The organism is Azoarcus indigens (genome assembly GCF_004361735.1).
GTDB classification, from domain to species: Bacteria; Pseudomonadota; Gammaproteobacteria; order Burkholderiales; family Rhodocyclaceae; genus Azoarcus; species Azoarcus indigens.
In genome coordinates this window covers 156,751-180,607 of the sequence record NZ_SNVV01000009.1, presented here as the reverse complement: position 1 = coordinate 180,607, position 23,857 = coordinate 156,751, and the positions used below count along the sequence as shown (strand labels likewise).

24 protein-coding genes and 1 other RNA gene are annotated in these 23,857 nt (G+C 67.4%); 19 read left to right on the top strand and 6 right to left on the bottom strand.

Annotated features, from left to right (window positions below; all coding sequences use genetic code 11):
- Window positions 1–26: 26 nt before the first annotated feature.
- The 3 genes from aroQ to C7389_RS12315 form a co-directional block, all read right to left on the bottom strand.
- Window positions 27–524 (bottom strand): type II 3-dehydroquinate dehydratase, encoded by a 498-nt coding sequence (gene aroQ, locus C7389_RS12325; RefSeq protein ID WP_133591793.1) that lies wholly within the window; start codon window positions 522–524, stop codon window positions 27–29.
- Window positions 525–585: 61 nt separating this feature from the next.
- Entirely contained in the window at window positions 586–1,143 is a 558-nt protein-coding gene (locus C7389_RS12320) for a TlpA family protein disulfide reductase (protein WP_246034734.1), read from the bottom strand.
- Between the two features lie 11 nt (window positions 1,144–1,154).
- Window positions 1,155–1,691, bottom strand: coding sequence for a hypothetical protein (locus C7389_RS12315; protein ID WP_246034732.1), 537 nt, complete (start codon window positions 1,689–1,691; stop codon window positions 1,155–1,157).
- Between the two features lie 160 nt (window positions 1,692–1,851).
- On the opposite strand from C7389_RS12315, the gene mpl reads away from it, so the two are divergent.
- Window positions 1,852–3,198, top strand: a complete 1,347-nt coding sequence (mpl, locus tag C7389_RS12310) for a UDP-N-acetylmuramate:L-alanyl-gamma-D-glutamyl-meso-diaminopimelate ligase (RefSeq protein WP_133591788.1) — start codon at window positions 1,852–1,854, stop codon at window positions 3,196–3,198.
- 48 nt (window positions 3,199–3,246) lie between these two features.
- Here mpl and C7389_RS12305 read toward each other — a convergent pair whose 3' ends face one another.
- The 3 genes from C7389_RS12305 to C7389_RS12295 all read right to left on the bottom strand — a co-directional run bounded on the left by C7389_RS12305 (window position 3,247) and on the right by C7389_RS12295 (window position 5,098).
- Window positions 3,247–3,903, bottom strand: a complete 657-nt coding sequence (locus tag C7389_RS12305; protein WP_211168277.1) for a BON domain-containing protein — start codon at window positions 3,901–3,903, stop codon at window positions 3,247–3,249.
- Window positions 3,903–4,496, bottom strand: coding sequence for a phosphoheptose isomerase (locus tag C7389_RS12300; protein WP_133591786.1), 594 nt, complete (start codon window positions 4,494–4,496; stop codon window positions 3,903–3,905). Before C7389_RS12300 ends, C7389_RS12305 begins: the two co-directional genes overlap by 1 nt.
- A gap of 188 nt (window positions 4,497–4,684) precedes the next feature.
- Entirely contained in the window at window positions 4,685–5,098 is a 414-nt protein-coding gene (locus tag C7389_RS12295; protein WP_133591784.1) for a YraN family protein, read from the bottom strand.
- Between C7389_RS12295 and rsmI the strand changes: the two genes are divergently transcribed.
- From rsmI to ftsA, 18 genes are all read left to right on the top strand, one after another.
- Complete coding sequence (gene rsmI, locus C7389_RS12290) at window positions 5,097–5,972, top strand: 16S rRNA (cytidine(1402)-2'-O)-methyltransferase (protein ID WP_133591782.1); 876 nt, start codon at window positions 5,097–5,099, stop codon at window positions 5,970–5,972. The genes C7389_RS12295 and rsmI overlap by 2 nt on opposite strands.
- Before the next feature lie 53 nt (window positions 5,973–6,025).
- Window positions 6,026–7,060, top strand: a complete 1,035-nt coding sequence (gene pyrC, locus C7389_RS12285; RefSeq protein ID WP_133591780.1) for a dihydroorotase — start codon at window positions 6,026–6,028, stop codon at window positions 7,058–7,060.
- A gap of 40 nt (window positions 7,061–7,100) precedes the next feature.
- Window positions 7,101–7,532, top strand: coding sequence for a hypothetical protein (locus C7389_RS12280; RefSeq protein ID WP_133591778.1), 432 nt, complete (start codon window positions 7,101–7,103; stop codon window positions 7,530–7,532).
- Window positions 7,533–7,573: 41 nt separating this feature from the next.
- Window positions 7,574–7,991: RNase P RNA component class A (rnpB, locus tag C7389_RS12275), an RNA gene on the top strand.
- Between the two features lie 318 nt (window positions 7,992–8,309).
- Complete coding sequence (gene mraZ, locus C7389_RS12270; protein WP_133591776.1) at window positions 8,310–8,753, top strand: division/cell wall cluster transcriptional repressor MraZ; 444 nt, start codon at window positions 8,310–8,312, stop codon at window positions 8,751–8,753.
- On the top strand, window positions 8,750–9,685 hold the full coding sequence (rsmH, locus tag C7389_RS12265; RefSeq protein ID WP_133591775.1) for a 16S rRNA (cytosine(1402)-N(4))-methyltransferase RsmH: 936 nt from the start codon (window positions 8,750–8,752) through the stop codon (window positions 9,683–9,685). The genes mraZ and rsmH overlap by 4 nt, the downstream gene beginning before the upstream one ends.
- Window positions 9,682–9,948 (top strand): cell division protein FtsL, encoded by a 267-nt coding sequence (gene ftsL / locus C7389_RS12260; protein WP_133591773.1) that lies wholly within the window; start codon window positions 9,682–9,684, stop codon window positions 9,946–9,948. The genes rsmH and ftsL overlap by 4 nt, the downstream gene beginning before the upstream one ends.
- Window positions 9,945–11,708 (top strand): peptidoglycan D,D-transpeptidase FtsI family protein, encoded by a 1,764-nt coding sequence (locus C7389_RS12255; RefSeq protein WP_133591771.1) that lies wholly within the window; start codon window positions 9,945–9,947, stop codon window positions 11,706–11,708. The genes ftsL and C7389_RS12255 overlap by 4 nt, the downstream gene beginning before the upstream one ends.
- Window positions 11,705–13,207: a UDP-N-acetylmuramoyl-L-alanyl-D-glutamate--2,6-diaminopimelate ligase gene (locus C7389_RS12250; protein WP_133591769.1), complete on the top strand. Its 1,503-nt coding sequence runs from the start codon at window positions 11,705–11,707 to the stop codon at window positions 13,205–13,207. The genes C7389_RS12255 and C7389_RS12250 overlap by 4 nt, the downstream gene beginning before the upstream one ends.
- The gene (locus C7389_RS12245; protein ID WP_133591867.1) at window positions 13,204–14,616 is read left to right on the top strand and encodes a UDP-N-acetylmuramoyl-tripeptide--D-alanyl-D-alanine ligase; all 1,413 of its coding nucleotides are present in this window, start codon (window positions 13,204–13,206) and stop codon (window positions 14,614–14,616) included. The genes C7389_RS12250 and C7389_RS12245 overlap by 4 nt, the downstream gene beginning before the upstream one ends.
- Complete coding sequence (gene mraY / locus C7389_RS12240) at window positions 14,617–15,705, top strand: phospho-N-acetylmuramoyl-pentapeptide-transferase (protein ID WP_133591767.1); 1,089 nt, start codon at window positions 14,617–14,619, stop codon at window positions 15,703–15,705.
- Window positions 15,702–17,099, top strand: a complete 1,398-nt coding sequence (murD, locus tag C7389_RS12235) for a UDP-N-acetylmuramoyl-L-alanine--D-glutamate ligase (protein ID WP_133591765.1) — start codon at window positions 15,702–15,704, stop codon at window positions 17,097–17,099. The genes mraY and murD overlap by 4 nt, the downstream gene beginning before the upstream one ends.
- The gene (gene ftsW / locus C7389_RS12230; RefSeq protein ID WP_133591763.1) at window positions 17,096–18,328 is read left to right on the top strand and encodes a putative lipid II flippase FtsW; all 1,233 of its coding nucleotides are present in this window, start codon (window positions 17,096–17,098) and stop codon (window positions 18,326–18,328) included. Before murD ends, ftsW begins: the two co-directional genes overlap by 4 nt.
- Window positions 18,325–19,395, top strand: coding sequence for an undecaprenyldiphospho-muramoylpentapeptide beta-N-acetylglucosaminyltransferase (gene murG, locus C7389_RS12225; protein ID WP_133591761.1), 1,071 nt, complete (start codon window positions 18,325–18,327; stop codon window positions 19,393–19,395). The genes ftsW and murG overlap by 4 nt, the downstream gene beginning before the upstream one ends.
- A 78-nt stretch (window positions 19,396–19,473) precedes the next feature.
- On the top strand, window positions 19,474–20,874 hold the full coding sequence (murC, locus tag C7389_RS12220; protein WP_133591759.1) for a UDP-N-acetylmuramate--L-alanine ligase: 1,401 nt from the start codon (window positions 19,474–19,476) through the stop codon (window positions 20,872–20,874).
- Window positions 20,871–21,785, top strand: coding sequence for a D-alanine--D-alanine ligase (locus C7389_RS12215; protein ID WP_133591757.1), 915 nt, complete (start codon window positions 20,871–20,873; stop codon window positions 21,783–21,785). Before murC ends, C7389_RS12215 begins: the two co-directional genes overlap by 4 nt.
- Complete coding sequence (locus C7389_RS12210; RefSeq protein WP_133591755.1) at window positions 21,778–22,611, top strand: cell division protein FtsQ/DivIB; 834 nt, start codon at window positions 21,778–21,780, stop codon at window positions 22,609–22,611. Before C7389_RS12215 ends, C7389_RS12210 begins: the two co-directional genes overlap by 8 nt.
- Entirely contained in the window at window positions 22,608–23,837 is a 1,230-nt protein-coding gene (gene ftsA, locus C7389_RS12205) for a cell division protein FtsA (protein WP_133591753.1), read from the top strand. Before C7389_RS12210 ends, ftsA begins: the two co-directional genes overlap by 4 nt.
- Window positions 23,838–23,857 lie beyond the last annotated feature (20 nt).

Sequence of the window (23,857 nt, the reverse complement as noted above, 5' to 3'; positions counted from 1 at the left end):
CCGTTGCCAGCGGCCGTCTTGGACGACTAGTTTTTGTGTTCCCGCAGCCGCGGGAGTAGGAATTCGAGGGCCGCCATATAGCCATATGCACCCAGTCCGCAGATCACACCCAGGGCCTTGTCCGAGAAGTACGAATGGTGACGGAAGGGCTCGCGGGTATGGATGTTGGAAAGGTGCACTTCCACGTAGGGAATGCTGACAGCGGCCAGCGCGTCGCGCAGGGCCACGCTGGTGTGCGTGTAGGCGGCGGGGTTGATGATGATGTAGTCCACCCCTTCCGCAGCTGCCGCCTGGGCGCGGTCGATCAACTGGCCTTCGTGGTTGCTCTGGAATGATTCGAGGACGACGCCTTCCGCGCGAGCACGTGAGTCCATTGCGGAATGGATGTCTGCAAGCGTGGTGCGGCCGTAGATATCAGGTTCACGGGTGCCGAGGAGATTCAGGTTCGGGCCGTGGAGAGTGAGGATCCGGCCCTGGGGTGGTGGGGGCGGTTCCGTCTTTTGGCTGCGTTTTGGGCGCGTCATGGCGGCGAGTTTGCCGCAAATCGCAACAATCTGTCCAGCAGCGAATGGTACGCCGGAAGCGCTAGCTTGCCAGCAGCGGGCGGATTTTGCCTTCCAGTTCGCTGCGCTTCAAGACCCCCAGCTTGATGGCCGAAACCTTGCCTCGGCGGTCTATGATCACCGTGAAGGGTAGGGCCTGGGCGGTGTTGCCGAACAGGCTGGCAAGCCCGAGCGCCTGCGGGCCGGCGACCAGCAGGGGATAAGGCATGGGCGTCGCTTGTTCGAACTTGAGGATGTTCGTTGCAGAATCTATGCCGACGCCGATGAACTGCACGCCTTCAGCTGCATATTGCTGGCTGACCTCGGCGAACTCTGGCATCTCGACGCGGCATGGGGCGCACCAGGTGGCCCAGAAATTCACTACCAGGATCTTGCCGCGCCATTGAGCAAGGGCTTGTTCGTTGCCGCGGGCGTCCGGAAAGCTCTGCCTGAACAGCGTTTCGGAGGCGGCCTTGAGGTCGGCTGGCGCAAGGGTGACGCCAAGTGGCTTGGCGGTCTCCGGGGCGAGCAGCGAGCGGCGCGCAAAGTCTCCGGCGATGGCCAGGGCGACGGCGGCGCAGGCGATCACCGCCCAGAGCATGGTTTTCTTCATTACGCGGGTTCGCTCGGGCGGGAGGTATTGAGCAGGGCCTCGACCTGGCTGAGGCGGGCCCTTTCCTGGCTGCGGCGGCCGCTGCGCTCGGCGCCGGCGGAATACAGGGAGAGGCGCACCGGTACGTCGTTCCAGTCGAAGCTCAGTATTGCTTCCGGCGTATTCGGCGCGGGTCGCCGGGGCTCCCGGTGTTCGTAGGGGAAGTCCTGGTTCAGGAAGAAGATCTCGACTTCCTTGGCGCTCTCCGGGTAGGCCTCGATCTCCAGTTCGGAATAGCGGCCAGCGGTGCCGTCCAGCGCGCCGCCGGTGAGGTAGGGGCGGAACGGTGTGAGCAGCCGCATGATCTCCACCGCGGCGCTGCGCATCTCGAGCAGCCGCTCGGCCTGCTCCTCGTCCTGGTACAGCGCCTGCCAGGCGCGGAGCTCGGCTTCGATTTCGGCGTTGGTGGGCAAGGCTTCAGATTCGGTGGCCCCGAGTTGTCGCGCGGCTTTGCGCTTGGCGAAGCCGAAGTCGGCGATGCCGTCTTCGGCCATCATGCGGGCGGCCAGGGCTGCGATCTCGCGGCGGAGATTTCCGGTGCGGGGAGGGGCGGGGCGCGAAGGCATGGCTTGGGGGAGGCCGGATCGCCATCGGGTAGAATGGCGGCCATTCTACACGGGCCGGTTTGAAACGCATCCAGGCCTATCCGGAGTCTTCATGCACATCCATATCCTGGGTATTTGCGGCACCTTCATGGGCGGGGTGGCGCTGCTGGCGCGTGCGGCAGGCCATACCGTCAGCGGCTGCGATGCCAACGTCTATCCCCCGATGAGTACCCAACTGCAGGAACAGGGCATAGGCCTGACCGAGGGCTATGACCCGGCGCAACTGGAGATTGGTGCGGACGTGTATGTGGTGGGCAATGCGATTTCCCGCGGCAACCGGCTGCTTGAGGCCATCCTGGACCGCGGCTTGCCCTATGTCTCCGGGCCGCAGTGGCTGGCCGAACATGTGCTCGCCGGCAAATGGGTGCTGGCGGTGGCAGGCACCCACGGCAAGACGACGACCACTTCGCTGCTGGCATGGATGCTGGAGGACGCCGGCTTGAATCCCGGCTTCCTGGTGGGCGGCGTGCCGAAGAACTTCGGTGTGTCGGCACGGCTTACCGACTCATCCTTCTTCGTCATCGAGGCGGACGAGTACGACACCGCCTTCTGCGACAAGCGCTCCAAGTTCGTCCATTACCGGCCACGCACCGTCATCCTGAACAACCTGGAGTTCGATCACGCGGACATCTTTGCCGATCTCGCCGCCATCGAGACTCAGTTCCATCACCTTGTGCGCACCCTGCCGCGCAGCGGGCGCATCGTCGCCAATGCGCGGGAAGAGAGCCTGAAGCGGGTGCTGGCGCGTGGCTGCTGGTCCGAGCTGGAGTGGTTCAACGACGCCGCGGGTTGGTCCGCCGCCGCGGGGACGGACGAGGCGGAGGCGGTGTTCTCGCTCGCGGGGCGGGAGGTGGGGCGGGTCGGCTTTGCCCTGGCAGGGAGCCATAACCGGGAGAACGCGCTTGCCGCCATGGCTGCGGCCCGTCATGTGGGGATCACGCCGGCCCAGGCGGCGTCCAGCCTGGCGCGCTTCGACGGCATCAAGCGCCGGCTGGAGCTGCGAGGGCAGGCGAGGGGCGTCAGCGTGTATGACGATTTCGCGCACCATCCCACTGCCATCGCGCTGACGCTGGAGGGCCTGCGCCGTCGCCAGCCGCGGGGGCGCATCCTGGCGGTGCTGGAGCCGCGCTCGAACACGATGAAGCTGGGTGTGATGAAGGCGCAACTTCCAGCCAGTCTCGCGCTGGCGGACGAGGTCTATTGCTACGCGGGCAGCCTGGGCTGGGACGCGGCGGAGGCGCTGGCGCCGCTGGGGACGAAAGCCCGGGTGTTCGAGGATCTGGAGGCGCTGGTGGCCGCGGTGGCGGCTTCGGCAGCGGCCGAGGACCATGTGCTGGTGATGAGCAATGGGGGCTTCGGCGGGGTGCATGGCAAGCTGCTGAGCGCGCTTGCCGCTTGAGACGTTGGTAACACAAGCGAGGGGCGGCGGGCGCCGCCCCGCCAGGGCTCAGCGGCTTTCGGTGTTGCTGCGCAGGCCGCGGTCGATCCGGCGGGCCTCATCGTCGCTGATGTACTCGAACACGCGCACCACCTTGCGTACCCCCTGGCTGGTACGGGCGATCTCGGACGCGGCGTCGGCCTCGGCGCGGGTCACGAGGCCGAGCAGGAAGACTACGTTGGCCTCGGTGACAACCTTGACGTGATTGGCCGAGAAGCGCTGGCTGTCGACGAAGCGGGCCTTCACGTTGGACGTGATCAAGGTGTCGTTGCCGCGCGCGGTCAGCGAGGAATTCCCGGCGACTACCGCCTCGTTGATGATGCCGCGCACGTTTTCCACGCCGGCGGCGATGCGCTCGATCTCGGCCCGGATGGTCTCGTTCGGCACCTCGCCGGTCAGCAGCACGTTGCGGTTGTACGAGGTGACGTTGATGTGGATGGCGTCGCCGAAGCGCTCGCTGAGCCGGCTGGAGGTTTTCCACTCGATGCCCTGGTCTTCCACGTAGGCACCGCTGGTGCGGCGGTCGGTGGCAATCGCCGCGCCGGCCACCGCGCCTCCGGCCACTACCGGGAAGCAGCCCTGCAGCAGCGGCAGCGAACTGGCGGCCAGCAGGGCGAGTAGCAGGGTGCGGCGGCTGTTGGCGGGTCTCAGGCTAGTTTCCATCATCAGTCTTCCACTCCGAGTAAGAGGCAATCGATGCCGTCGCACAGGCAGTGCAGGGCCAGCAGGTGAACCTCCTGGATGCGCGCGGTGCGATCGGCGGGAACGCAGATGTGGATGTCGTTCTCGCCGAGTAGTTCGTTCATTTTGCCGCCGCCTTTGCCGGTCAGCGCCACCACCCGCATCTCGCGCTCGTGGGCAGCGGTGATGGCGTCGATCACATTGGGCGAATTGCCGCTGGTGGAGATCGCCAGCAGCACGTCGCCCGGTTGACCCAGTGCCCGTACCTGCTTGGAGAAGACCTGGACGTAGTCGTAGTCGTTGGCGATGGACGTCAGCGTCGAGGTGTCGGTGGTGAGCGCGACGGCGGCCAGAGGAGGCCGTTCCATCTCGAAACGGTTGACCAGTTCGGCGGCGAAGTGCTGGGCGTCCGCCGCCGAGCCACCATTGCCGCACGCGAGAATCTTGCCGTTGTTGAGCAGGCTGCCGGTCATCGCTTCAACCGCCTGGGCAATCGGCGCGGCCAGCCACTCGATGGCGGCAAGCTTGGTCTGGGCGCTGTCTTCGAACTGGCGGGAGATGCGGTCGATGAGGTCCATGGCGGGGGACGGGGTGCGATCGGGGGCGAAAGTCTAGCACGCAGGGTGAGGTCGGCTCGCGCGCGCGCCGGGCGTCGGCAGGCGGGCAGTGTGCCTCCTTGGCGTCGCCGCCGGGAGGAAATTACCGCCGCTTACGCTTTGTGCGGGTTGGTGATCGGCGGTGGGGCTGGTGTGGGAAGGCGCCCGGCTCAGCTGGCGTCGAAGGCGGCGCGCAGCCAGACTGGCGAGGGCGGGGTCAGGGTGTCCAGCAGCACTGCGTCGAAGCGACAGGGGCGGTGGGCATGCTTGCGCCCCGCGCCTAGCAGCCAGTGTTGGGCGGCGAGGATGACGCGGCGTTGCTTGCCCGGCGTGATGCTCTCGGCCGCGCCGCCGAAGCGGCTGTTGCCACGCAGCCGCACTTCGATGAAGACCAGGGTGTCGCCGTCCAGCCCGATGAGATCCACTTCGCCGCCCCGGCAGTGCACGTTGCGGTCCAGCAGGCGCAGGCCCTGCCTGCCCAGGTAGGCGGCGGCGATCTCCTCCGCGGCCCGGCCGCGGGCTTGCGCCGGTGTTGGCTGCACGCCCACAATCGGCGCCCGCTCCCCCTTTCGGCTGCTGCTCATGACTCTTTCCTCCGCCACCGGCGCATCGCCGCTTTCCAGGACGCCGTCATTGTATGTGGTGGCCACGCCGCTCGGGAACCTGCAGGACATCACGCTGCGGGCGCTGGCGGTGCTGCGCGATGTAGACATGATCGCCGCCGAGGACACCCGTCACAGCCAGCGCCTGCTGGACGCTTGCGGCATCAAGACGCGTCTGCTGGCGCTGCATGAACACAACGAGCAGCGCGCCGCCGGCCAGTTGATCGAGCACCTCGAGGCCGGAAAGCACATCGCGCTGATCACCGATGCCGGCACGCCCGCAGTTTCCGACCCGGGGGCCCGGGCGGTGGCCCAGGTGCGCGCTGCCGGGCATCCGGTGGTACCGGTACCGGGGCCGAGCGCGGTGGCGGCGGCACTGTCGGTTGCCGGTTTCGTCGCCGAGGCGGGCTTCCGCTTCGTCGGTTTCCTGCCGCCGAAGCAGGCGGCGCGGCGGGCGCAGATCGCCGCGCTGCAGGATGATGCCGCGGTGCTGGTGTTTTACGAGGCGCCTCATCGCGTCTGTGAATGCGTGGCCGATCTTGCTGCGGAGCTCGGCGGGGAGCGTGAGTTGCTGGTGGCGCGGGAGATGACCAAGCTGCACGAGGAGATTGCCCGCATGCCCTTGGGCGAGGCGGCGGCCTGGTTCGCCGCGGACAGCAACCGGGTGCGTGGCGAGTTCGTGCTGGCGGTGGCCGGAGCGCCCAGGCGCGAGGGCGTGGACGGCGAGGCCGAGCGGGTGCTGAGCCTGCTGCTGGCCGAACTGCCGCTGAAGACGGCGGCCAGGCTTGCGGCCGAGATCACCGGCGTCTCGCGCAACGCGCTCTACAGTCGTGCCCTGGAACTCAAGCAGGGCTGAAGCCCGCCTATAATCCGGCTTTGCCTTGCAGAAAAGCCTCGAGAGAAGTGCGCATGAACACCTTGACCCTGACCCGCCCCGATGACTGGCATCTGCATGTGCGCGACGGCGCCGCCCTGGCTGCAGTGGTACCGCACACCGCGGAGCGTTTCGGCAGGGCGCTGATCATGCCCAACCTGAAGCCACCGGTCGTCACCACAGCCCAGGCGCTGGCTTACCGGGATCGCATCCTGGCGGCGGTGCCTGCGGGCAGCAGCTTCCAGCCATTGATGAGCTTGTACCTCACCGACAACATGCCGGCGGACGAGATCGACCGCGCCAAGGACAGCGGCCACATTATCGCCGCCAAACTCTATCCGGCCGGGGCGACGACCAATTCCGACGCCGGTGTCACCGCCATCGAGAAGATCCACCCGGTGCTGGAGCGGATGGAGTCGCGTGGCCTGGTGCTCTGTGTACACGGCGAGGTGGCGGGTGACGTGGACGCCTTCGACCGCGAGCGGGTGTTCATCGAGAAGGTGCTGTCACCGCTGGTACGCCGCTTCCCGGCGCTCAAGGTGGTGTTCGAGCACATCACCACCGCGGAGGCGGCGCAGTTCGTCCGCGCTGCGGGCGGCAACGTTGCTGCCAGCGTTACCCCGCAGCATCTGCTGTTCAACCGCAATGCGCTCTTCGCCGGCGGCATCCGCCCGCATCATTACTGTCTCCCGGTACTCAAGCGCGAAACTCACAGGCTGGCGTTGGTGGAAGCGGTCACGTCGGGCAACAGCCGTTTCTTCCTGGGTACCGATTCCGCGCCCCATGCCCGCAGCACCAAGGAGGCGAGCTGCGGCTGTGCTGGCTGCTACTCCTCGCATGCGGGTATCGAACTGTATGCGGAGCTGTTCGACTCGGTCGGTGCCTTGGACCGCCTCGAAGCCTTCGCCAGCCTCAACGGCGCCGCTTTCTATGGGCTGCAGCCAAACCCGGACAAAATCAGTCTGCAGCGCGAAAGCTGGACGGTGCCGGCTGCCTACGATTATCTGCCGGGCGATCCGCTGGTGCCCCTGCGCGCCGGCGAGTCGCTGGGCTGGAAGCTGGCAGCCTGAGGCTGCTCCGGCTCACGCCGCGATCCTCTCGAGACCTCCCATGACCTCAGCTCTGCCGCGCATCCTGCTTGCCCTCGCCGCCCTCCCGCTGCTGACGGCCTGCGAGAACAATGCCACCGCTTATTCCATCGATGGCAGCCAGCACGCGCTGATCCTGGTGCGTGAGCAGCGCTGGCTGTGGGATAGCAGCGTGGAGCAGGCGGTAGTGGCCTCCCGTCTCCCGGATTGCCAGCGCAAGGTGACCATACATCCGGGGCCGACGGTGATGGAGGAGATGCAGGTCTACGAGGCTGGCGACCGCTTGTGGGCGCTGCATCAGGGCAATCGCTGGTATCTGGCGGGAACCGACCGTTGCCTGGTGCAGGACTGGGACAATGCGGGCGGCGAGCCGCCGGGGCCGCTGGTTGGGCGCTTCCAGCTGCGGGATGGCGCTCCCGTTTTCACTCGCGAGGCTACCCCCGCCGCGCAATGAAGCACCGGGTTGGTGCCGGCTCCGCGTATAATCCGTGTCGGGAAGTTCGCCAGGCAGTCGCTGCGTACCTCGGTGCGTGGAGGAAAGTCCGGGCCCCGCAGAGCAGGATGCCGGCTAACGGCCGGGCGCCGTGAGGCGACGGAAAGTGCAACAGAAAGCAAACCGCCGATGGCCAGATCTGCCGCCGCAAGGCGGCAGTGTCTTTTGGAGCGCAAGCTCCGGCACAGGCAAGGGTGAAACGGTGGGGTAAGAGCCCACCGCAGGACTGGCAACAGGACCTGGCACGGTAAACCCCATCCGGGGCAAGGCCAAATAGGGGAGCATTGGCGTGGCTCGCGTCGCTCCCGGGTAGGCTGCTAGAGCGGCGCGGTAACGCGTCGCCCAGAGGAATGACTGCCCGACGTTGCTGGCGAAAGCTGCAGCGTTCGACAGAACCCGGCTTATCGGCGAACTTCCCAATTCGCTTCTTCCCCCTCCGGTTCAAAGGCGCCGCCTGTGGCGTCGCGGGACCTTTTCTGGTCCCGTTTCCCACTTTTCTCCACTTTGAATCCCCCGCGGGCGGATGCGCTGCCCGCATTGCGCCGCTTTGTCCTATTTGCCTTGTTTTTCATGGGCTTCGACGCACTTCTGAAGGTGGCGTTAAGTCATTGTGTAACAACGGAAAACCCAGGGCGTCTCGCTTGACCGTGCACTGGCTTTGCTCTAGAGTGGGGCTTAGTGGTGAAAAGTGGGTGAACGTGGAAGAAACTGCGTCACCCTTCCGGTTCAGGGGGGAAAATGTTCCAGGGAGCCAGCGCGCTCAGTCTCGATGCGAAGGGTCGCCTTGCGATTCCGGCGCGGCATCGTGACGCGCTGACGCCGGACGGCGCTCCGCTGGTGATGACGGTGCACCCGCACCGCTGTCTGCTGGTCTATCCCCTCGCCGCCTGGGAACCCATCCGTGACCAGATCACCCGCATGCCCGGCATGGATCAGGGCACGCTCACCTTCAAACGCATGCTGATCGGTTTTGCCCAGGAAGAAGTCCTGGACGGCGCCGGCCGGGTGCTGGTTGCGCCCTCGCTGCGCAAGTTCGCCGAGCTGGACAAGCAGGTCTGGCTGGTCGGCCAGGGCAGCCACTTCGAACTGTGGTCCGACGAAGGCTGGCAGCGGCAGCAGGACGCCATGCTGGCGCTGGCGGGCGGCGAACTGCCGCCGGGCCTCGAGAGCCTCGTCCTGTGAGTGGCCCGCTCTCCCATGTCACCGTTCTGCTGGCCGAGGCCGTGGAGGCGCTCGCCGTGAAGCCGGACGGTATCTATGTAGATGGCACCTTCGGCCGCGGCGGGCACAGCCGCGCGCTACTCGCGCGTTTGGGCGAGCGCGGTCGTCTCATCGCCTTCGATCGCGATCCGGCTGCCATTGAGGCCGGCAAGGCGCTGGCGGACGCCAGGTTGACCCTGGTGCATGCGCCTTTCAGTGCGCTGGATGCGGAACTGGGCCGCCTGCGCGTGGAGCGGGTGGATGGCGTGTTGCTCGACCTGGGGGTGTCTTCGCCGCAGCTGGACGATGCCAGCCGGGGGATGAGTTTTCGCTTCGATGCGCCGCTGGACATGCGCATGGATACCAGCCGTGGGCAGACCGCGGCGGAGTGGCTGGCGGAAGCCTCCGTCGCCGAGATTACGGAGGTGCTGAGAGATTATGGGGAAGAACGGTTTGCTTATGCGATTGCAAAGGCGCTTGCAGCTGCTCGGGCAGGGGGGGCTGTTGCGACCACTGGACAACTTGCCGCGATCGTGGAGAAAGCGGTCCGGACACGCGAGCCGGGGCAGCATCCAGCGACGCGCAGCTTCCAGGCTCTACGGATTTTCATCAATCAGGAGCTCGAAGAGCTGAGCCAGGTGTTGCCGGCCTGCGTGGAGCGCCTGCGGGTAGGGGGGCGCTTGGTCGTCATCAGCTTCCACTCGCTGGAAGACCGCATCGTGAAGCGCTTCATGCGTGATGAGGCGCGGCCGCAGCAACTGCCCTCTCGCCTGCCGGTGCGGGCGAGCGAGCTGCCGCAGCCGCGTCTGCGGCTGGTGGGAAAGGCGGTGCGCCCGGGCGAGGCCGAGGTCGCCGTCAATCCGCGTGCGCGCAGCGCGGTGATGCGGGTTGCCGAGCGCGCGGAGGCCGCATGATCCGTTTCGATGCCCTGCTCGTGGCCCTGGTTGTTGCCAGTGCGCTCGGCGTGGTTGCCGCCCAGCATCAGGCGCGCAAGCTCTTCACCGAGCTGGAGCGCCAGCAGGCGCGGGCGCATGGCCTGGAGGTGGAATGGGGCCAACTGCAACTGGAGCAGAGCACCTGGGCGGCGCATGCCCGGGTGGAAAAGCTGGCGCGTGAAAAACTGGGGATGCGGCCGCCGGTTTCGGCCCAAGTCATCGTGGTGGAGCCGCAGTCGTGAGCAAGCAGCGTCCTGTCACCTTCAACCACAATCCGCTGCTGAAGCGGGAACTGCCGGCCTGGCGTCCCCGCTTCGTGCTGCTCGCTCTACTGGGTTGCTCGCTTGCGCTGGTCGGCCGGGCGGCTTATCTGCAAGGCATCAATAACGCCTTCCTGCAAGCCAAGGGCGAGTCGCGCTACGCCCGGGTGATCGAGGTGCCGGCTACCCGCGGCCGCATCACCGACCGCAATGGCGACATGCTGGCGGTCAGCACGCCGGTGCGTTCGGTCTGGGCGATTCCCGCCGACGCCAAACTGGAGCCGGCGGATGCGCGCAGGCTCGCAGCGCTGCTGGAGATGAACGTCGCCGAGTTGAACGACAGGCTGTCCAGCGGTCGCGACTTCGTCTACCTGAAGCGTCAGCTGTCGCCGGATCTGGCGGAGCGCATTGCCGCACTGAAGCTGCCCGGCATCCATCAGCAGCAGGAGTACCGCCGGTATTACCCGGGCGGCGAGGTGACCGCCCACATGCTGGGCTTCACTGGCGTCGAGGACAAGGGCCAGGAAGGCATCGAACTGGCCTACGAGAAGATCCTGGCCGGCGCGCCGGGCTCGCGCAGGGTGATCAAGGACAGGCGTGGCCAGATCGTGGAGGATGTCGAGTCCATCCGTCCGCCGCGTGAAGGTGAGGATGTGGTGCTGTCCATGGATGGCAAGATCCAGTACCTCGCCTACACCGCGCTGCGCGACGCCATGCAGGAGCACAAGGCCAAGGCCGGCGCTGCAGTGGTGCTGGACGCCCGCACCGGCGAGGTGCTGGCGCTGGCGAATGCGCCTACCTACAACCCGAACAACCGCAGCAACCTCACCGGCGCGCAACTGCGCAATCGCGCCTTCACCGATGCCTTCGAGCCTGGTTCGGTAATGAAGCCCTTCATCGTCGGCATGGCGCTGGAGCGCGGCAAGGTGAAGCCGACCACGGTGGTAGATACCGCCCCCGGCCGGATGACCATAGGCACTGCCACCATCTCCGACTCGCACCGCATGGGCGCGCTGACGGTGGCGGAGGTGATCCAGAAGTCTTCCAACATCGGCACGGTGAAGATCGCGCTGCAATTCACGCCGGACGAAATGTGGCACTTGTTCGAGCAACTGGGCTTCGGCGCGCCGCTGAACCTTGGCTTTCCCGGCGAGACCGGAGGCCGTGTGCGGCCAGCCAAGACCTGGCGACCGATCGAGCAGGCCACCATGTCCTATGGTCACGGCATTTCGATGAGCCTGATCCAGATTGCGCGCGCCTATATGGTGTTCGCCCGCGACGGTGAGCTCATCCCGCTGTCCCTGACCAAGCTGGACGGTCTGCCTTCCAATGGCCGCCGCGTGTTCTCGCCGCAGACGGTGAAGGAGATGCGCGCCATGCTGGAGACGGTGACCGAGGCGGGTGGCACCGCTACCCGCGCCAACGTGGCCGGTTACCGCGTCGGCGGCAAGACCGGTACCGCGCTGAAGATCGAGGGGGGCGTCTACACCAAGAAGTACGTGGCGTCCTTCGTCGGTTTTGCCCCGGCTTCCAACCCGCGGCTGGTGGTGGCGGTGATGATCGATGAGCCCACCGCCGGCGGTTATTACGCCGGCACGGTGGCAGGCCCGGTGTTCTCCCGCATCATGGAAGGTTCGCTGCGTACGCTGGGCATTGCGCCGGATAAGCCGCTGGCGCCGTTGCAGCTGGCGCGCAAGCCGGGCGAAGCCACCCCTGCCACCCAGGCGCGGGAGAACATGTGAGTACGCCCGCCCTCCTGCTCCTTGATGAGTTGCGCAAGGCCGGCGTGGCGCCGACCGGCATTACCGCCGACTCCCGGCGTGTCGGGGCCGGCGACGTCTTCGCCGCCTGGCCCGGTTTCACCACCGATGGCCGCCGCTATCTGCGCGCTGCGGTGGAGAAGGGCGCCGCCGCAGTGCTGTGGGAGAACGGTGATGGTTTCCAGGCCGAAGCGCTGCCGGTGCCTTCGCTGCCGGTGACCGGCTTGCGCGAGTTGTCCGGTCATGTGGCGGACGAGATCTGTGGCCGCCCCTCCGCCCACCTGTGGCTGGCAGGCGTTACCGGCACCAACGGCAAGACCACGGTGAGCCAGTGGCTGGCACGGGCGCTGGAAGACCTGGGCACTCGCTGCGGCATTGTCGGCACACTGGGCTGCGGCTTCCCGGGCCAATTGGAGGCGGGCGCCAACACAACGCCGGATGCGCTGGAATTGCACCGCATGCTGGCCGGCTTCCTGGCCGCCGGCGCCGGTGCCGCCGCGATGGAGGTGTCCTCAATCGGCCTCGACCAGGGGCGGGTGAATGGCGCGCGCTTCGACGTTGCCATCTTCACCAACCTCACCCGCGACCACCTGGACTACCACGGCACGATGGAAGCCTACGCGGCGGCCAAGGCCCGGTTGTTTGCGCTGCCCGGCATTTCCAGCGCGGTCATCAACTTCGACGACGGCTTCGGTCTCTACCACGCCCGCCGGCTGGCGGATGCCGGCACCGAAGTCATCGGCTATACCCAGGTTGCCTCCAATGCAACGGCGGTGGCGGGCGCCCGGGTGCTGGTGGCCGACCGGGTGCAGACCTCGGCCGCTGGCCTGCGCTTTGCCCTGCAATGGGAGGGCGAGAGCGCCGAGATGCAGGTGCGCATGGTGGCGCCCTTCAATGTCTCCAATCTGCTGGCGGTCATCGGTGCCTTGCTCGCCCGTGGCATTCCGCTGCCGGAAGTGCTGGCGGTGGCCGGCCGGCTGACGCCGCCGGAGGGGCGCATGCAACTGGTCGGCGGCGTCGGCGAGCCGCTGGTGGTCATTGACTACGCCCACTCGCCGGACGCGCTGGCCAAGGTGCTGGAGGCGGTGAGGGAAACCGCTCGCGCCCGCGGCGGCCGGCTCATCTGCGTGTTCGGCTGCGGTGGTGACCGCGATCCCGGCAAGCGGCCGATGATGGGCGAAGTGGCGCGTCAACTGGCCGACCGCATCGTCGTCACCAGCGACAACCCGCGCAGCGAAGATCCGGCTGCCATCGTCGAGGCGGTGGCGGGTGGTGCCGGTGCGGCAGCCGAACGCATCATCGATCGTGCTGAGGCGATACGCGCGGCCATCGGTGCGGCTGGTGCGGATGACGTGGTCGTCGTCGCCGGCAAGGGCCATGAGCCCTATCAGGAAATTCACGGCAAGCGCCTGCCGTTCTCCGATCTGGAGCAGGCCCGGGCAGCGCTTGCGGCATGGAACACCATGGGGCCGACGTCATGATGACGCTGCAGGAAGCTGCAAAGGAACTCTCCAGCCGGGCCGCGCAGGCGCAGGGCGACGCGCGCTTCGAGAGCGTGGGCACGGACAGCCGGGCGATAAGGCCGGGCCAGCTCTTCGTCGCCCTTCGCGGCGAGCGCTTCGACGGCCATGATTTCGTGCTGGCCGCGCTACAGGCCGGTGCCGCTGCTGCCATGGTGGATAGCGCCTGGCGCGCGGAAGGCGATTACGCCGCGCTGCCGCTGCTGGTGGTGGACGACACCCGGCTGGCGCTGGGTGCCCTGGCGGCGGGTTGGCGTGCCCGTTTCGCCATTCCGCTGCTGGGCATTACCGGCAGCAATGGAAAGACCACCGTCAAGGAAATGTGCGCCGCCATCTTCCGTGCCCAAGTTCGCCTGGACGGCTATGGCGACGAGGCAGTACATGCCACCCGTGGCAACTTCAACAACGACATCGGCCTGCCGCTGACGTTGCTGGCGCTGGCGCCGATGCATCGCGCCGCAGTGATCGAGATGGGTATGAACCATCCGGGCGAGATCGGCTATCTGACCCGTCTCGCGCGCCCGACCGCCGCCCTGGTGAACAATGCCCAGCGCGCTCATCTGCTCGGCCTGGGGAATCTGGCCGAGGTCGCGCGTGAAAAGGGCACGATCTACGACGGACTGGGCGAGGATGGCGTCGCGGTGGTGAATGCCGACGACGCCCATGCCGCTTACTGGCGCACGCTCAACGCCGGTCGGCGGATTGTGACATTCGGTATCGATAGCGCGGCGGACGTACAGGGCCGGTGTACCCTCCACGGCCTCGGCTCGCGGCTCGATATCGACACGCCGCAGGGAAAAATAGACATCTCGCTCCAGGTTCCCGGTTTGCATAACGCGCGCAATGCCGTCGGCGCAGCAGCGCTCTGCCTCGCAGCCGGCGCGACGCCGGAAGCGGTCGCCGCCGGGCTGGCCGCCTATGCCGGCACCGGCGGCCGCCTGCAGCGCCGCGCCGGTCCCAAGGGCTCCACCGTACTGGATGACAGCTACAACGCCAACCCGGACTCCATGCGGGCAGGCATCGACGTGCTGGCCTCCACGCCGGGTCGCAAGGTGCTCGTGCTCGGCGACATGGGCGAGGTCGGCGATGCCAGCGCCCAGGTCCATGACGAAATCGGCGGCTATGCCAAGAGCAAGGGCGTTGACCTGCTCTACGCCCTGGGTGAGATGAGCGCGGTGGCGGTGAGTAATTTCGGCGACGGCGGCCAGCATTTTGCCGACCCGGAAGCCCTGGTGCAGGCCCTGCTCGCCCACCTGGATGCGGATACGGTAGTACTGGTGAAAGGCTCGCGTTTCATGCGCATGGAGCGAGTGGCGGACCGACTTGCGGCGCTGCACAATGGCGCCCCCCAAAAGGACTCGGATTCGTAAATGCTGCTCGAACTCGCCCTCTGGCTTGGCCAGGACATCCGCGGTTTCAACGTCTTCGGCTACATCACGCTGCGCACGGTGCTGGCCGCGCTGACCGCGCTGGTGATCTCCCTGGTGGCCGGTCCAGGCGTCATCCGCTGGCTGGCGGCAAAGAAGATCGGCCAGGCGGTGCGCGACGACGGGCCCAAGTCGCACCTGACCAAGGCCGGAACGCCCACCATGGGCGGTGCGCTCATCCTCATCGCCATTGCCGTCACCATCCTGCTGTGGGGCGATCTGCGCAACGCCTACGTCTGGGTCACCCTGCTGGTCACGCTGGGCTTCGGCGCAGTGGGCTGGGTGGATGACTGGCGCAAGGTGGTACATCGCGACCCCAAGGGCCTGCCCAGCCGCTGGAAATACCTGTGGACTTCGCTGATCGCGCTGGCCGCGGCCATCTTCCTCGGCATGACCGCCGACACCCCCAGCCACACTGAACTGATCGTGCCCTTCTTCAAGGCGGTGGCCTACCCGCTGGGCATTTTCGGCTTCGTCGCGCTGACCTATTTCGTCATCAACGGCACCAGCCATGCGGTGAACCTCACCGATGGACTGGATGGTCTTGCCATCATGCCGACGGTGATGGTGGCCGGTGCGCTGGCCATCTTCGCCTACGTGGCCGGCCACGCCGGTTTCTCGAAATACCTGGGCGTGCCCTACATCGCCGGTGCGGGCGAGCTGGCGGTGTTCTGCGGCGCGATCTGCGGCGCGGGCCTCGGATTCCTGTGGTTCAACGCTTATCCGGCGGAAGTCTTCATGGGCGACGTCGGCGCACTGGCGCTGGGCGCGGCGCTGGGAACGATGGCGGTCATCGTCCGCCAGGAGATCGTGCTCTTCATCATGGGCGGCCTGTTCGTGGCCGAGACCCTGTCGGTGATGGTGCAGGTGCTGTACTTCAAGGCCTCCGGCGGCAAGCGCATCTTCCGCATGGCACCGCTGCACCACCACTACGAATTGAGCGGCTGGAAGGAAACGCAGGTGGTGGTCCGCTTCTGGATCATCACCCTGATGCTGGTGCTGTTCGGGCTGTCGACGCTGAAACTGAGATGAGTTCTCTCGCGGGCAAACACGTTCTGATCCTGGGGCTGGGTGAATCCGGCCTGGCGATGGCGCGCTGGTGCGCCAGGCAGGGCGCACGCCTGCGCGTGGCCGACAGCCGCGCCCAGCCGCCTGGGCTGGACGTGCTGCGGGCGGAAGTGCCGGGTGCCGAGATCATCACCGGCGCCTTCGACGTCGCGGTGTTGAACGGTATCGAGCTGGTGGCGGTCAGCCCCGGCCTGGATACCCGTGCCGGTGTGGTGCCGGAGGCGCGTCGCCGCTGCATCGAAGTCACCGGCGAGATGAGCTTGTTCGCCCAGGCGCTGGACGAAGCAGGCGTGCGCGGAGAAACGCGCATCCTCGCCATCACCGGCACCAACGGCAAGACCACCACCACTGCGCTAACCGCCGCGCTGGCCGCGTCCGCAGGCCTGGACGCGGTGGCTGCGGGCAATATCAGCCCGGCGGCGCTGGATGTGCTGATGAGCCGGCAGGACACCGGCCGGCCGTGGCCCCAGTGCTGGGTACTGGAGCTCTCCAGCTTCCAGATCGAGACCCTGCATGGCCTGAACCCGGAGGCGGCGACGGTACTGAACGTGACCGACGACCACCTCGACCGCTACGCCGACCTCGCCGACTACGGCCGCACCAAGGCCCGCATCTTCCAGGGCCAGGGCGCGCAGGTGCTGAACGCGGATGACGACCATGTGGCCGCCATGCTGCTGCCCGGGCGCAAGGCCATCCGTTTCGGTCGCGGCGCGCCGGCTGCCGGCGATTACGGCCTGGTCAACAAGGACGGCCAGACCTGGCTGGCGCGGGGCGATGAAGCGCTGATCCCGCTGGATGCGCTACCGCTGGCTGGCCTGCACAACGCCGTGAACGCGCTGGCCGCGCTGGCCCTGTGCGAGGCCGGCCTCGGCCTGGCGCCGGCCAGCCTGCTGTCGGAGCTGCGCTCTTTCCACGGCTTGCCGCACCGGGTTGAACTGATCGCCGAGCGCGCGGACGGCGTGCGTTTCTACGACGACTCCAAGGGCACCAACGTCGGCGCCACCGTTGCCGCGCTGGAAGGCCTGGGCCGCAAGGTGGTGCTGATCGCCGGCGGCGACGGCAAGGGCCAGGACTTCTCGCCGCTGAAGCCGGTGCTTGCCCAGCATGCCCGCGCGGTGGTGCTCATCGGCCGCGATGCGGGGGTGATCGAGAAGGCAATCGCGGGCTGTGGCGCAGTGCTGGAACACGCTGCCGACTTGCCGGCCGCGGTGGCGCGCGCCCACGCCCTGGCCCAGCCGGGCGACGCGGTGCTGCTGTCGCCGGCCTGCGCCAGCCTGGACATGTTCCGCAACTACGCTCATCGCGCCCAGGTCTTCATCGACGCGGCGCGGGCGCTACCGCAGGTGAGCCCGCGATGAAGTTCGGCGCCACCCTTTCCGGCCTCTTCGCTTCCCGCCGCACGCCGGTCGGCAGCGAAACCAGCCGTGCAGTGAATCGCCTGATGCCGCCGGGGGCGGCGGTGCGCGAGCTGGACCTGCTGCTGATCTGGTCTGCCGTCGGCTTGCTGCTGCTCGGCCTGGTGATGGTGTATTCCGCCTCCATCGCCATCGCCGAAGGCAGCCGCTTCACCAATTACCAGTCGCATTACTTCCTGATGCGGCATTCGGTCTTCCTCGCTGTTGGCATCGGCTTCGGCCTGGTCGCTTTCCAGTTGCCAATGACGCAGTGGCAGCGGCTGGCGCTGCCGCTCTTCGTCGGCGGCGTGGTGCTGCTGATCGTGGTGCTGATTCCCGGCATCGGCCGCGAAGTGAACGGCGCTCAGCGCTGGCTCTCGCTCGGGCCGGTGAACCTGCAGCCGTCCGAGCTGATGAAGATCTTCGCCGCGCTCTACGCCGCCGACTACACGGTGCGCAAGCTGGATGCGATGAGCAGCTTCAAGCGCGGCTTCCTGCCGATGATGGCGGTGATCCTGTTCGTCGGCTTCCTGCTGCTGCGGGAGCCGGATTTCGGCGCCTTTGTTGTCATCACCACCATTGCCTTCGGCGTTCTCTTCCTTGGCGGGGTGAACGTGCGGGTGTTCGCCCTGCTGGCAGTGTTCGCGATCATCGGCTTCATCATCCTCATCTGGACCTCGCCCTACCGGCGAGAGCGCATCTTCGGCTTCATGGACCCCTGGCAGGATGCCTTCGGCAAGGGCTATCAGCTCTCCCACGCATTGATCGCCTTCGGCCGCGGCGAGTGGTTCGGCGTCGGCCTGGGTGCCAGCGTCGAGAAGCTCTTCTACCTGCCGGAAGCGCACACCGACTTCCTGCTGGCGGTGATCGCCGAGGAGCTGGGTTTCGCCGGCGTGGTGCTGGTGGTTGGCCTGTTCGCGGTGCTGGTGCAGCGCGCCTTCGTCATCGGCCGCGAGGCGATCAAGCTGGAGCGCTACTTCTCCGGCCTCGTCGCCCAGGGCATCGGCCTGTGGATGGGTGTGCAGTCCTTCATCAACATGGGCGTGAACATGGGCCTGCTGCCCACCAAGGGCCTGACGTTGCCGATGATGAGCTTCGGCGGTTCCGGCATCGTCGCCAACTGCGTCGCCCTGGCCATCCTGCTGCGCATCGACTGGGAAGTCCGGCAGATGAAGCGGGGGGCGGGCTCGTGAAGACGCTGATGGTCATGGCCGGTGGCACCGGTGGCCACATCTTCCCCGGTATCGCGGTGGCCGAGGCGCTGCGCGAGAAAGGCTGGCGCATTGTCTGGATGGGCAATCCGGACGGCATGGAGGCGCGCATCGTGCCGGCGCGCGGCTACGACACCGCCTGGGTACGCTTCGGCGCGCTGCGCGGCAAAGGCTTGGTGCGCAAACTGCTGCTGCCGCTGAACCTGCTGTCCGGCTTCTGGCAGGCGCTGCGCGAGCTGCGCCGGGTGAAGCCGGACGTGGTGCTGGGCATGGGCGGCTACATCACTTTCCCTGGCGGCATGATGGCGGCGCTCGCAGGTCGGCCGCTGGTGCTGCACGAACAGAACTCGGTGGCGGGGCTGGCCAACCGGGTGCTCGCCGGCGTGGCGGACCGGGTGCTGTCCGGTTTTCCCGGCGTACTGAAGAAAGCCGGCTGGGTGGGCAACCCGGTGCGTGCCGAGATCGCCGCGGTGGCGGCGCCTGAGGCGCGCTTCGCAGGCCGCGAAGGCCCGCTCAAGGTGCTGGTGGTCGGCGGCAGCCTCGGCGCGGCGGTGCTCAACGAAACCGTGCCGCAGGCGCTGGCCCGACTGCCGCAGGAACAGCGTCCGCGGGTGCTGCACCAGGCGGGCGAGAAGCAGATCGAAGCGCTGCGGACGGCCTATGCCGGCGCCGGCGTGGAGGGCGAACTGCGCCCCTTCATCGACGACATGGCGGCGGCCTATGCGGAGGCGGACCTGGTGATCTGCCGCGCCGGCGCGCTCACCGTGGCGGAGCTGGCCGCGGTCGGCGCCGCCAGCCTGCTGGTGCCTTTCCCGCATGCGGTGGACGACCACCAGTCGGGCAATGCCCGCTTCCTGGCCGACCGCGGCGCGGCCTACCTGCTGCCGCAAACCGAACTCAACGCCGAACGACTGGCCGGCATTCTCGCCAGTCTCGACCGTCCGCGCCTGCTGCAGATGGCGGTCCATGCCCGGGCGCAGGCCAAGCCGCGCGCAACCGAGGCAGTGGCCCGCATCTGCGAGGAACTGGCTGCGGGGGGAAAAGCATGAAGAAGCACAGCAACAGCCAACTCCATATTTCTCGCCGGGCGGCATCCTCCGCGCGGCCCTCGCTTTGCGGGAGCCGCCGTGAAGCATAAGGTCAGGCACATCCATTTCGTCGGCATCGGCGGCTCCGGCATGAGCGGCATCGCCGAAGTGCTGGTGAACCAGGGCTTCACCGTCAGTGGTTCCGACCTCGGCGACAACGCGGCGGTACGCCGGCTGAAGGCCATGGGCGCGAGGGTGGTGCTGGGGCACGATGCAGCCAATATCGCCGGCGCGGACGCGGTGGTGGTTTCCACCGCGGTGAAGGAAGGCAACCCGGAAGTGATGGCGGCGCGCGAGGCGCGGGTGCCGGTGGTGCCGCGGGCGCAGATGCTGGCCGAGCTGATGCGGCTCAAGCAGGGCATCGCCATCGCCGGCACCCACGGCAAGACGACTACCACCTCGCTGGTCGCCAGCATCCTCGCCGAAGGCGCGATGGATCCCACCTTCGTCATCGGCGGCCGGCTGAACGCCGCTGGCGCGAATGCGCGCCTGGGCAAGGGCGACTTCCTGGTGGCCGAGGCGGACGAGTCCGACGCCTCCTTCTTGATGCTGAGCCCGGTGATTTCGGTGGTCACCAACATCGACGCCGACCACATGGACACCTATGGCCACGACTTCGGCCGTCTCAAGCAGGCCTTCGTCGACTTCCTGCAGCGCCTGCCCTTCTACGGCGTGGCGGTGTTGTGCGACGACGACCCGCAGGTGCGCGAGATCATTCCGCAGGTCTCCAAGCAGGTGGTGCGATACGGCTTCGGCGAGGGGGTGAACATCCGTGCCGAAAACGTCCGTGCCGAGGGCAGCCGCATGCTGTTTGACGCGGTGCGCATCAACGGCACCACTACCCGGCTGCCTATCGTCCTGAACCTCCCAGGCCGGCACAACGTGCTCAACGCCCTGGCGGCCATTGCGGTGGCGACCGAGGTGCAGGTGCCGGACGCGGCCATCGTCAAGGCGCTGGCGGAATTCCGTGGCGTTGGCCGGCGCTTCCAGCGCTATGGTGAGGTGGCGGCCAGCAACGGCGGCAGCTTTACCCTGATCGACGACTACGGCCACCACCCGGTGGAGATGGCGGCCACCATCGCCGCCGCCCGCGGTGCCTTCCCCGGTCGCCGGCTGGTGCTGGCCTTCCAGCCGCACCGCTACACCCGCACGCGCGACTGCTTCGAGGATTTCGTCAAGGTGCTGTCTTCGGTGGATGCGCTGCTGCTGGGCGAGGTCTATGCCGCCGGCGAACAACCCGTAGTCGCCGCGGACTCGCGCTCCCTGGCGCGCGCGCTGCGCGTGGCCGGCAAGGTGGAGCCTGTGTTCGTCGAGGACATCGCGGCCATGCCGCAGGCGATTCTGGATGCCGCGCGCGACGGCGACGTAGTGATGACCATGGGTGCGGGCAGCATCGGCGCGGTGCCGGGCAAGCTCGCCAGCAGCGAGGAATTGGTGTGAGCGCGCACTTCGGCAAGGTAGCGGTTCTGTTCGGCGGCTCGTCGGCCGAACGCGAGGTGTCCCTGATGTCCGGGAAGGCGGTGCTCGCCGCGCTGCAAGGCGCCGGCGTGGACGCGCACGCCTTCGATCCGGCCGAACGCGATCTGCACATCCTGAAGGAAGAAGGCTACGACCGCGTGTTCATCGCCCTGCATGGCCGCGGCGGCGAGGACGGCACGGTGCAAGGTGCGCTCGAACTGATGGGCATCCCGTACACCGGCAGCGGCGTGATGGCTTCTGCGCTGTCCATGGATAAGTGGCGGACCAAGATGGTGTGGCTGGCCAACGGCCTGCCCACTCCGCGCTACGCCATCCTGGAAGCGGATACCGATTGGGATGCGGTGGTGCACGAGCTTGGCCTGCCCATCTTCGTCAAGCCGGTGCATGAAGGCTCCAGCATGGGCGCGACCAAGGTCACCCAAGCCGGCCAGCTGCGCGCGGCCTGGGAACTGGCGGCGCGCTACGACAGCCTGGTGATCGCCGAGGAGTTCATCAGCGGCGCCGAACTGACGGCGCCTTTCCTGAACGACCGCGCCCTGCCGCTGGTGCGCATCGTCGCGCCCGACGGCAACTACGACTACCAGCACAAGTACTTCACCGACGACACCCGCTACGACTGCCCCTGCGGCCTGCCGGAGGCGGAAGAGCAGGCGCTGCAGGCGCTGGTGATGAAGAGCGCGCGGGTGCTGGGCTGCCGCGGCTGGGGCCGGGCCGACCTGATCCTCACCGCGGACGGCCGCCCCTACCTGCTGGAGATGAACACCTCGCCGGGCATGACCGGGCACTCGCTGGTGCCGATGTCGGCCCGCGTCGCCGGAATGTCCTTCGAGGCGCTGTGTCTCGCCATCCTCGCGGAGAGCCGCCTTGGCTGATGTCCGTTCCCGCTCCGCCAACGCTGCAGCACGCCCCGCCGGGCGGGCCGCGGCCGCGCGCGGGAAGGAGAATGGCATCTGGCACCGGCCGGCGTTGCTCAACCTCATTTCCGATCTGCTGATGCTGTTCGCCGCCATCGGCCTCGGCTGGGCGCTGGTGACCTGGTTCGTCACCCGGCCACTGTTCCCCTTGCGCGAGGTGGTGGTCACCAGCCAGCCGGAGCTGGTCACCGCCTCCCAGCTGGAATACGTAGCCCGCACCGCGATCCAGGGCAATTTCTTCACCGTAGACCTGGAAACGGTGCGCTCCGCCTTCGAGAAGCTGCCCTGGGTGCGCCGCGCCGAAGTCCGCCGCCGCTGGCCGGACGGGTTGGAGCTGAAGATCGAGGAACATCAGGCTGTCGCGTACTGGACGGTCTCCGACAGCGGCGACAGCCGCTTGGTGAACCGCCAGGGCGAGGTCTTCACCGCCGCCAGCAACGCGCCCATGCCGCAGTTCTCCGGCCCGCAGGGCTCGGCCGGCTGGTTGCTGGCGCGCCATGCCGAGTTCTCCACCGCGGTGCAGCCGCTGGGCGCCAAGCTGGTAGGCCTGGCACTGTCGGCGCGCGAAGCCTGGCAGCTGACCCTGGATAACGGCCTGGTGATCATGCTCGGCCGCGAGCAGGACAAGTCGCCGCTGGACAAGCGCCTGGCCCGCTTCGTCGCCGCCTGGCCGCGGGTCAAGGACAACATCGGCGTACAGGTCGCGGTTGCAGACCTGCGCTACCCGAACGGATTCGCTTTGACTCCCACCGACGCCACACCCGCTGCGAAAGGCAAGAAATGAGCAAGGAATACAAGGACCTGATCGTCGGCCTCGACATCGGCACCGCCAAGATCACCTGCATGGTGGCTGAGCTGCGGCCGGACGGACGGCTGAACGTGGTCGGCCTGGGCACCCAGCCCACCAACGGCCTGAAGCGCGGCGTGGTGGTGAACATCGAGGCGACGGTGGATGCGATCTCCCGCGTGATCCAGGAGGTCGAGCTGATGGCCGACTGCAAGATCCACGACGTCTATACCGGCATCGCCGGCAGCCATATCAAGAGCTTCAACTCCAACGGCATGGTGGCGATCAAGGACAAGGAAGTCACCCCGCTGGACGTGGAGCGGGTGATCGAGGTCGCCCGCGCGATGCCCATCCCGGCGGAGCAGCAGATCCTGCACATCCTCACCCAGGAATTCATCATCGACGGCCAGGGTGGCGTGCGCGAGCCCATCGGCATGAGCGGGGTGAAGCTGGAGGTGAAGGTGCACATCGTCACCGGCGCAGTATCCGCCGCCCAGAACGTGATCAAGTGTGTGCGCCGCTGCGGCTTGGAAGTGATGGACCTGATCCTGCAGCCGCTGGCCTCCAGCTACGCGGTGCTCACCGAGGACGAGAAGGAACTGGGCGTGTGCCTGGTGGACATCGGCGGTGGCACTACCGACATCGCGGTGTTCACCCAGGGCGCCATCCGCCATACCGCGGTGATTCCGGTCGCCGGCGACCAGATCACCAACGACATTGCCATGGCGCTGCGCACGCCCACGGCTGAGGCGGAGGAAATCAAGATCCACCAGGGCGTGGCCATGCACCAGCTGGCCGACCCGGAAGACATGATCGAAGTGCCCGGCGTGGGCGATCGGCCGCCGCGCAAGCTGTCGCGCCAGGCGCTGGCGGATGTGATCGAGCCGCGGGTGTCGGAGCTGTTCGAGCTGGTGCAGGCGGAGCTGCGCCGCAGCGGTTACGAGGAGCTGCTGTCGTCGGGCATCGTGCTCACCGGCGGTTCGGCCATCATGCGCGGCATGGTGGAACTGGGCGAAGAGGTGTTCCACATGCCGGTGCGTGTCGGTTCGCCGCAGTACGACGGCGGCCTGGCCGACGTGGTCTGCCAGCCGCGCTACGCCACCGCCATGGGGCTGGTGATGGAAGGCGCGGCGCAGCGCCGACGCGGCATACAGGCGCGGGAAACTCGCTCGGTGCGGCAGATCTTCGGCCGCATGAAGTCCTGGTTTGAAAAGAATTTCTGATCCGGCGGAGGGCCGTCGGG

Bases quoted from the DNA above. Each gene is read 5' to 3' on its own strand.
- C7389_RS12315 (WP_246034732.1), bottom strand. From the start codon at position 1,691: ATGATGGCCGAAGACGGCATCGCCGACTTCGGCTTCGCCAAGCGCAAA.
- murD (WP_133591765.1), top strand. From the start codon at position 15,702: ATGAGTTCTCTCGCGGGCAAACACGTTCTGATCCTGGGGCTGGGTGAA.
- mraZ (WP_133591776.1), top strand. From the start codon at position 8,310: ATGTTCCAGGGAGCCAGCGCGCTCAGTCTCGATGCGAAGGGTCGCCTT.
- C7389_RS12320 (WP_246034734.1), bottom strand. From the start codon at position 1,143: ATGCTCTGGGCGGTGATCGCCTGCGCCGCCGTCGCCCTGGCCATCGCC.
- C7389_RS12300 (WP_133591786.1), bottom strand. From the start codon at position 4,496: ATGGACCTCATCGACCGCATCTCCCGCCAGTTCGAAGACAGCGCCCAG.
- C7389_RS12245 (WP_133591867.1), top strand. From the start codon at position 13,204: ATGATGACGCTGCAGGAAGCTGCAAAGGAACTCTCCAGCCGGGCCGCG.
- aroQ (WP_133591793.1), bottom strand. From the start codon at position 524: ATGACGCGCCCAAAACGCAGCCAAAAGACGGAACCGCCCCCACCACCC.
- mraY (WP_133591767.1), top strand. From the start codon at position 14,617: ATGCTGCTCGAACTCGCCCTCTGGCTTGGCCAGGACATCCGCGGTTTC.
- mpl (WP_133591788.1), top strand. From the start codon at position 1,852: ATGCACATCCATATCCTGGGTATTTGCGGCACCTTCATGGGCGGGGTG.
- rsmI (WP_133591782.1), top strand. From the start codon at position 5,097: ATGACTCTTTCCTCCGCCACCGGCGCATCGCCGCTTTCCAGGACGCCG.
- pyrC (WP_133591780.1), top strand. From the start codon at position 6,026: ATGAACACCTTGACCCTGACCCGCCCCGATGACTGGCATCTGCATGTG.
- C7389_RS12280 (WP_133591778.1), top strand. From the start codon at position 7,101: ATGACCTCAGCTCTGCCGCGCATCCTGCTTGCCCTCGCCGCCCTCCCG.
- C7389_RS12305 (WP_211168277.1), bottom strand. From the start codon at position 3,903: ATGATGGAAACTAGCCTGAGACCCGCCAACAGCCGCCGCACCCTGCTA.
- ftsW (WP_133591763.1), top strand. From the start codon at position 17,096: ATGAAGTTCGGCGCCACCCTTTCCGGCCTCTTCGCTTCCCGCCGCACG.
- C7389_RS12295 (WP_133591784.1), bottom strand. From the start codon at position 5,098: ATGAGCAGCAGCCGAAAGGGGGAGCGGGCGCCGATTGTGGGCGTGCAG.
- ftsL (WP_133591773.1), top strand. From the start codon at position 9,682: ATGATCCGTTTCGATGCCCTGCTCGTGGCCCTGGTTGTTGCCAGTGCG.
- ftsA (WP_133591753.1), top strand. From the start codon at position 22,608: ATGAGCAAGGAATACAAGGACCTGATCGTCGGCCTCGACATCGGCACC.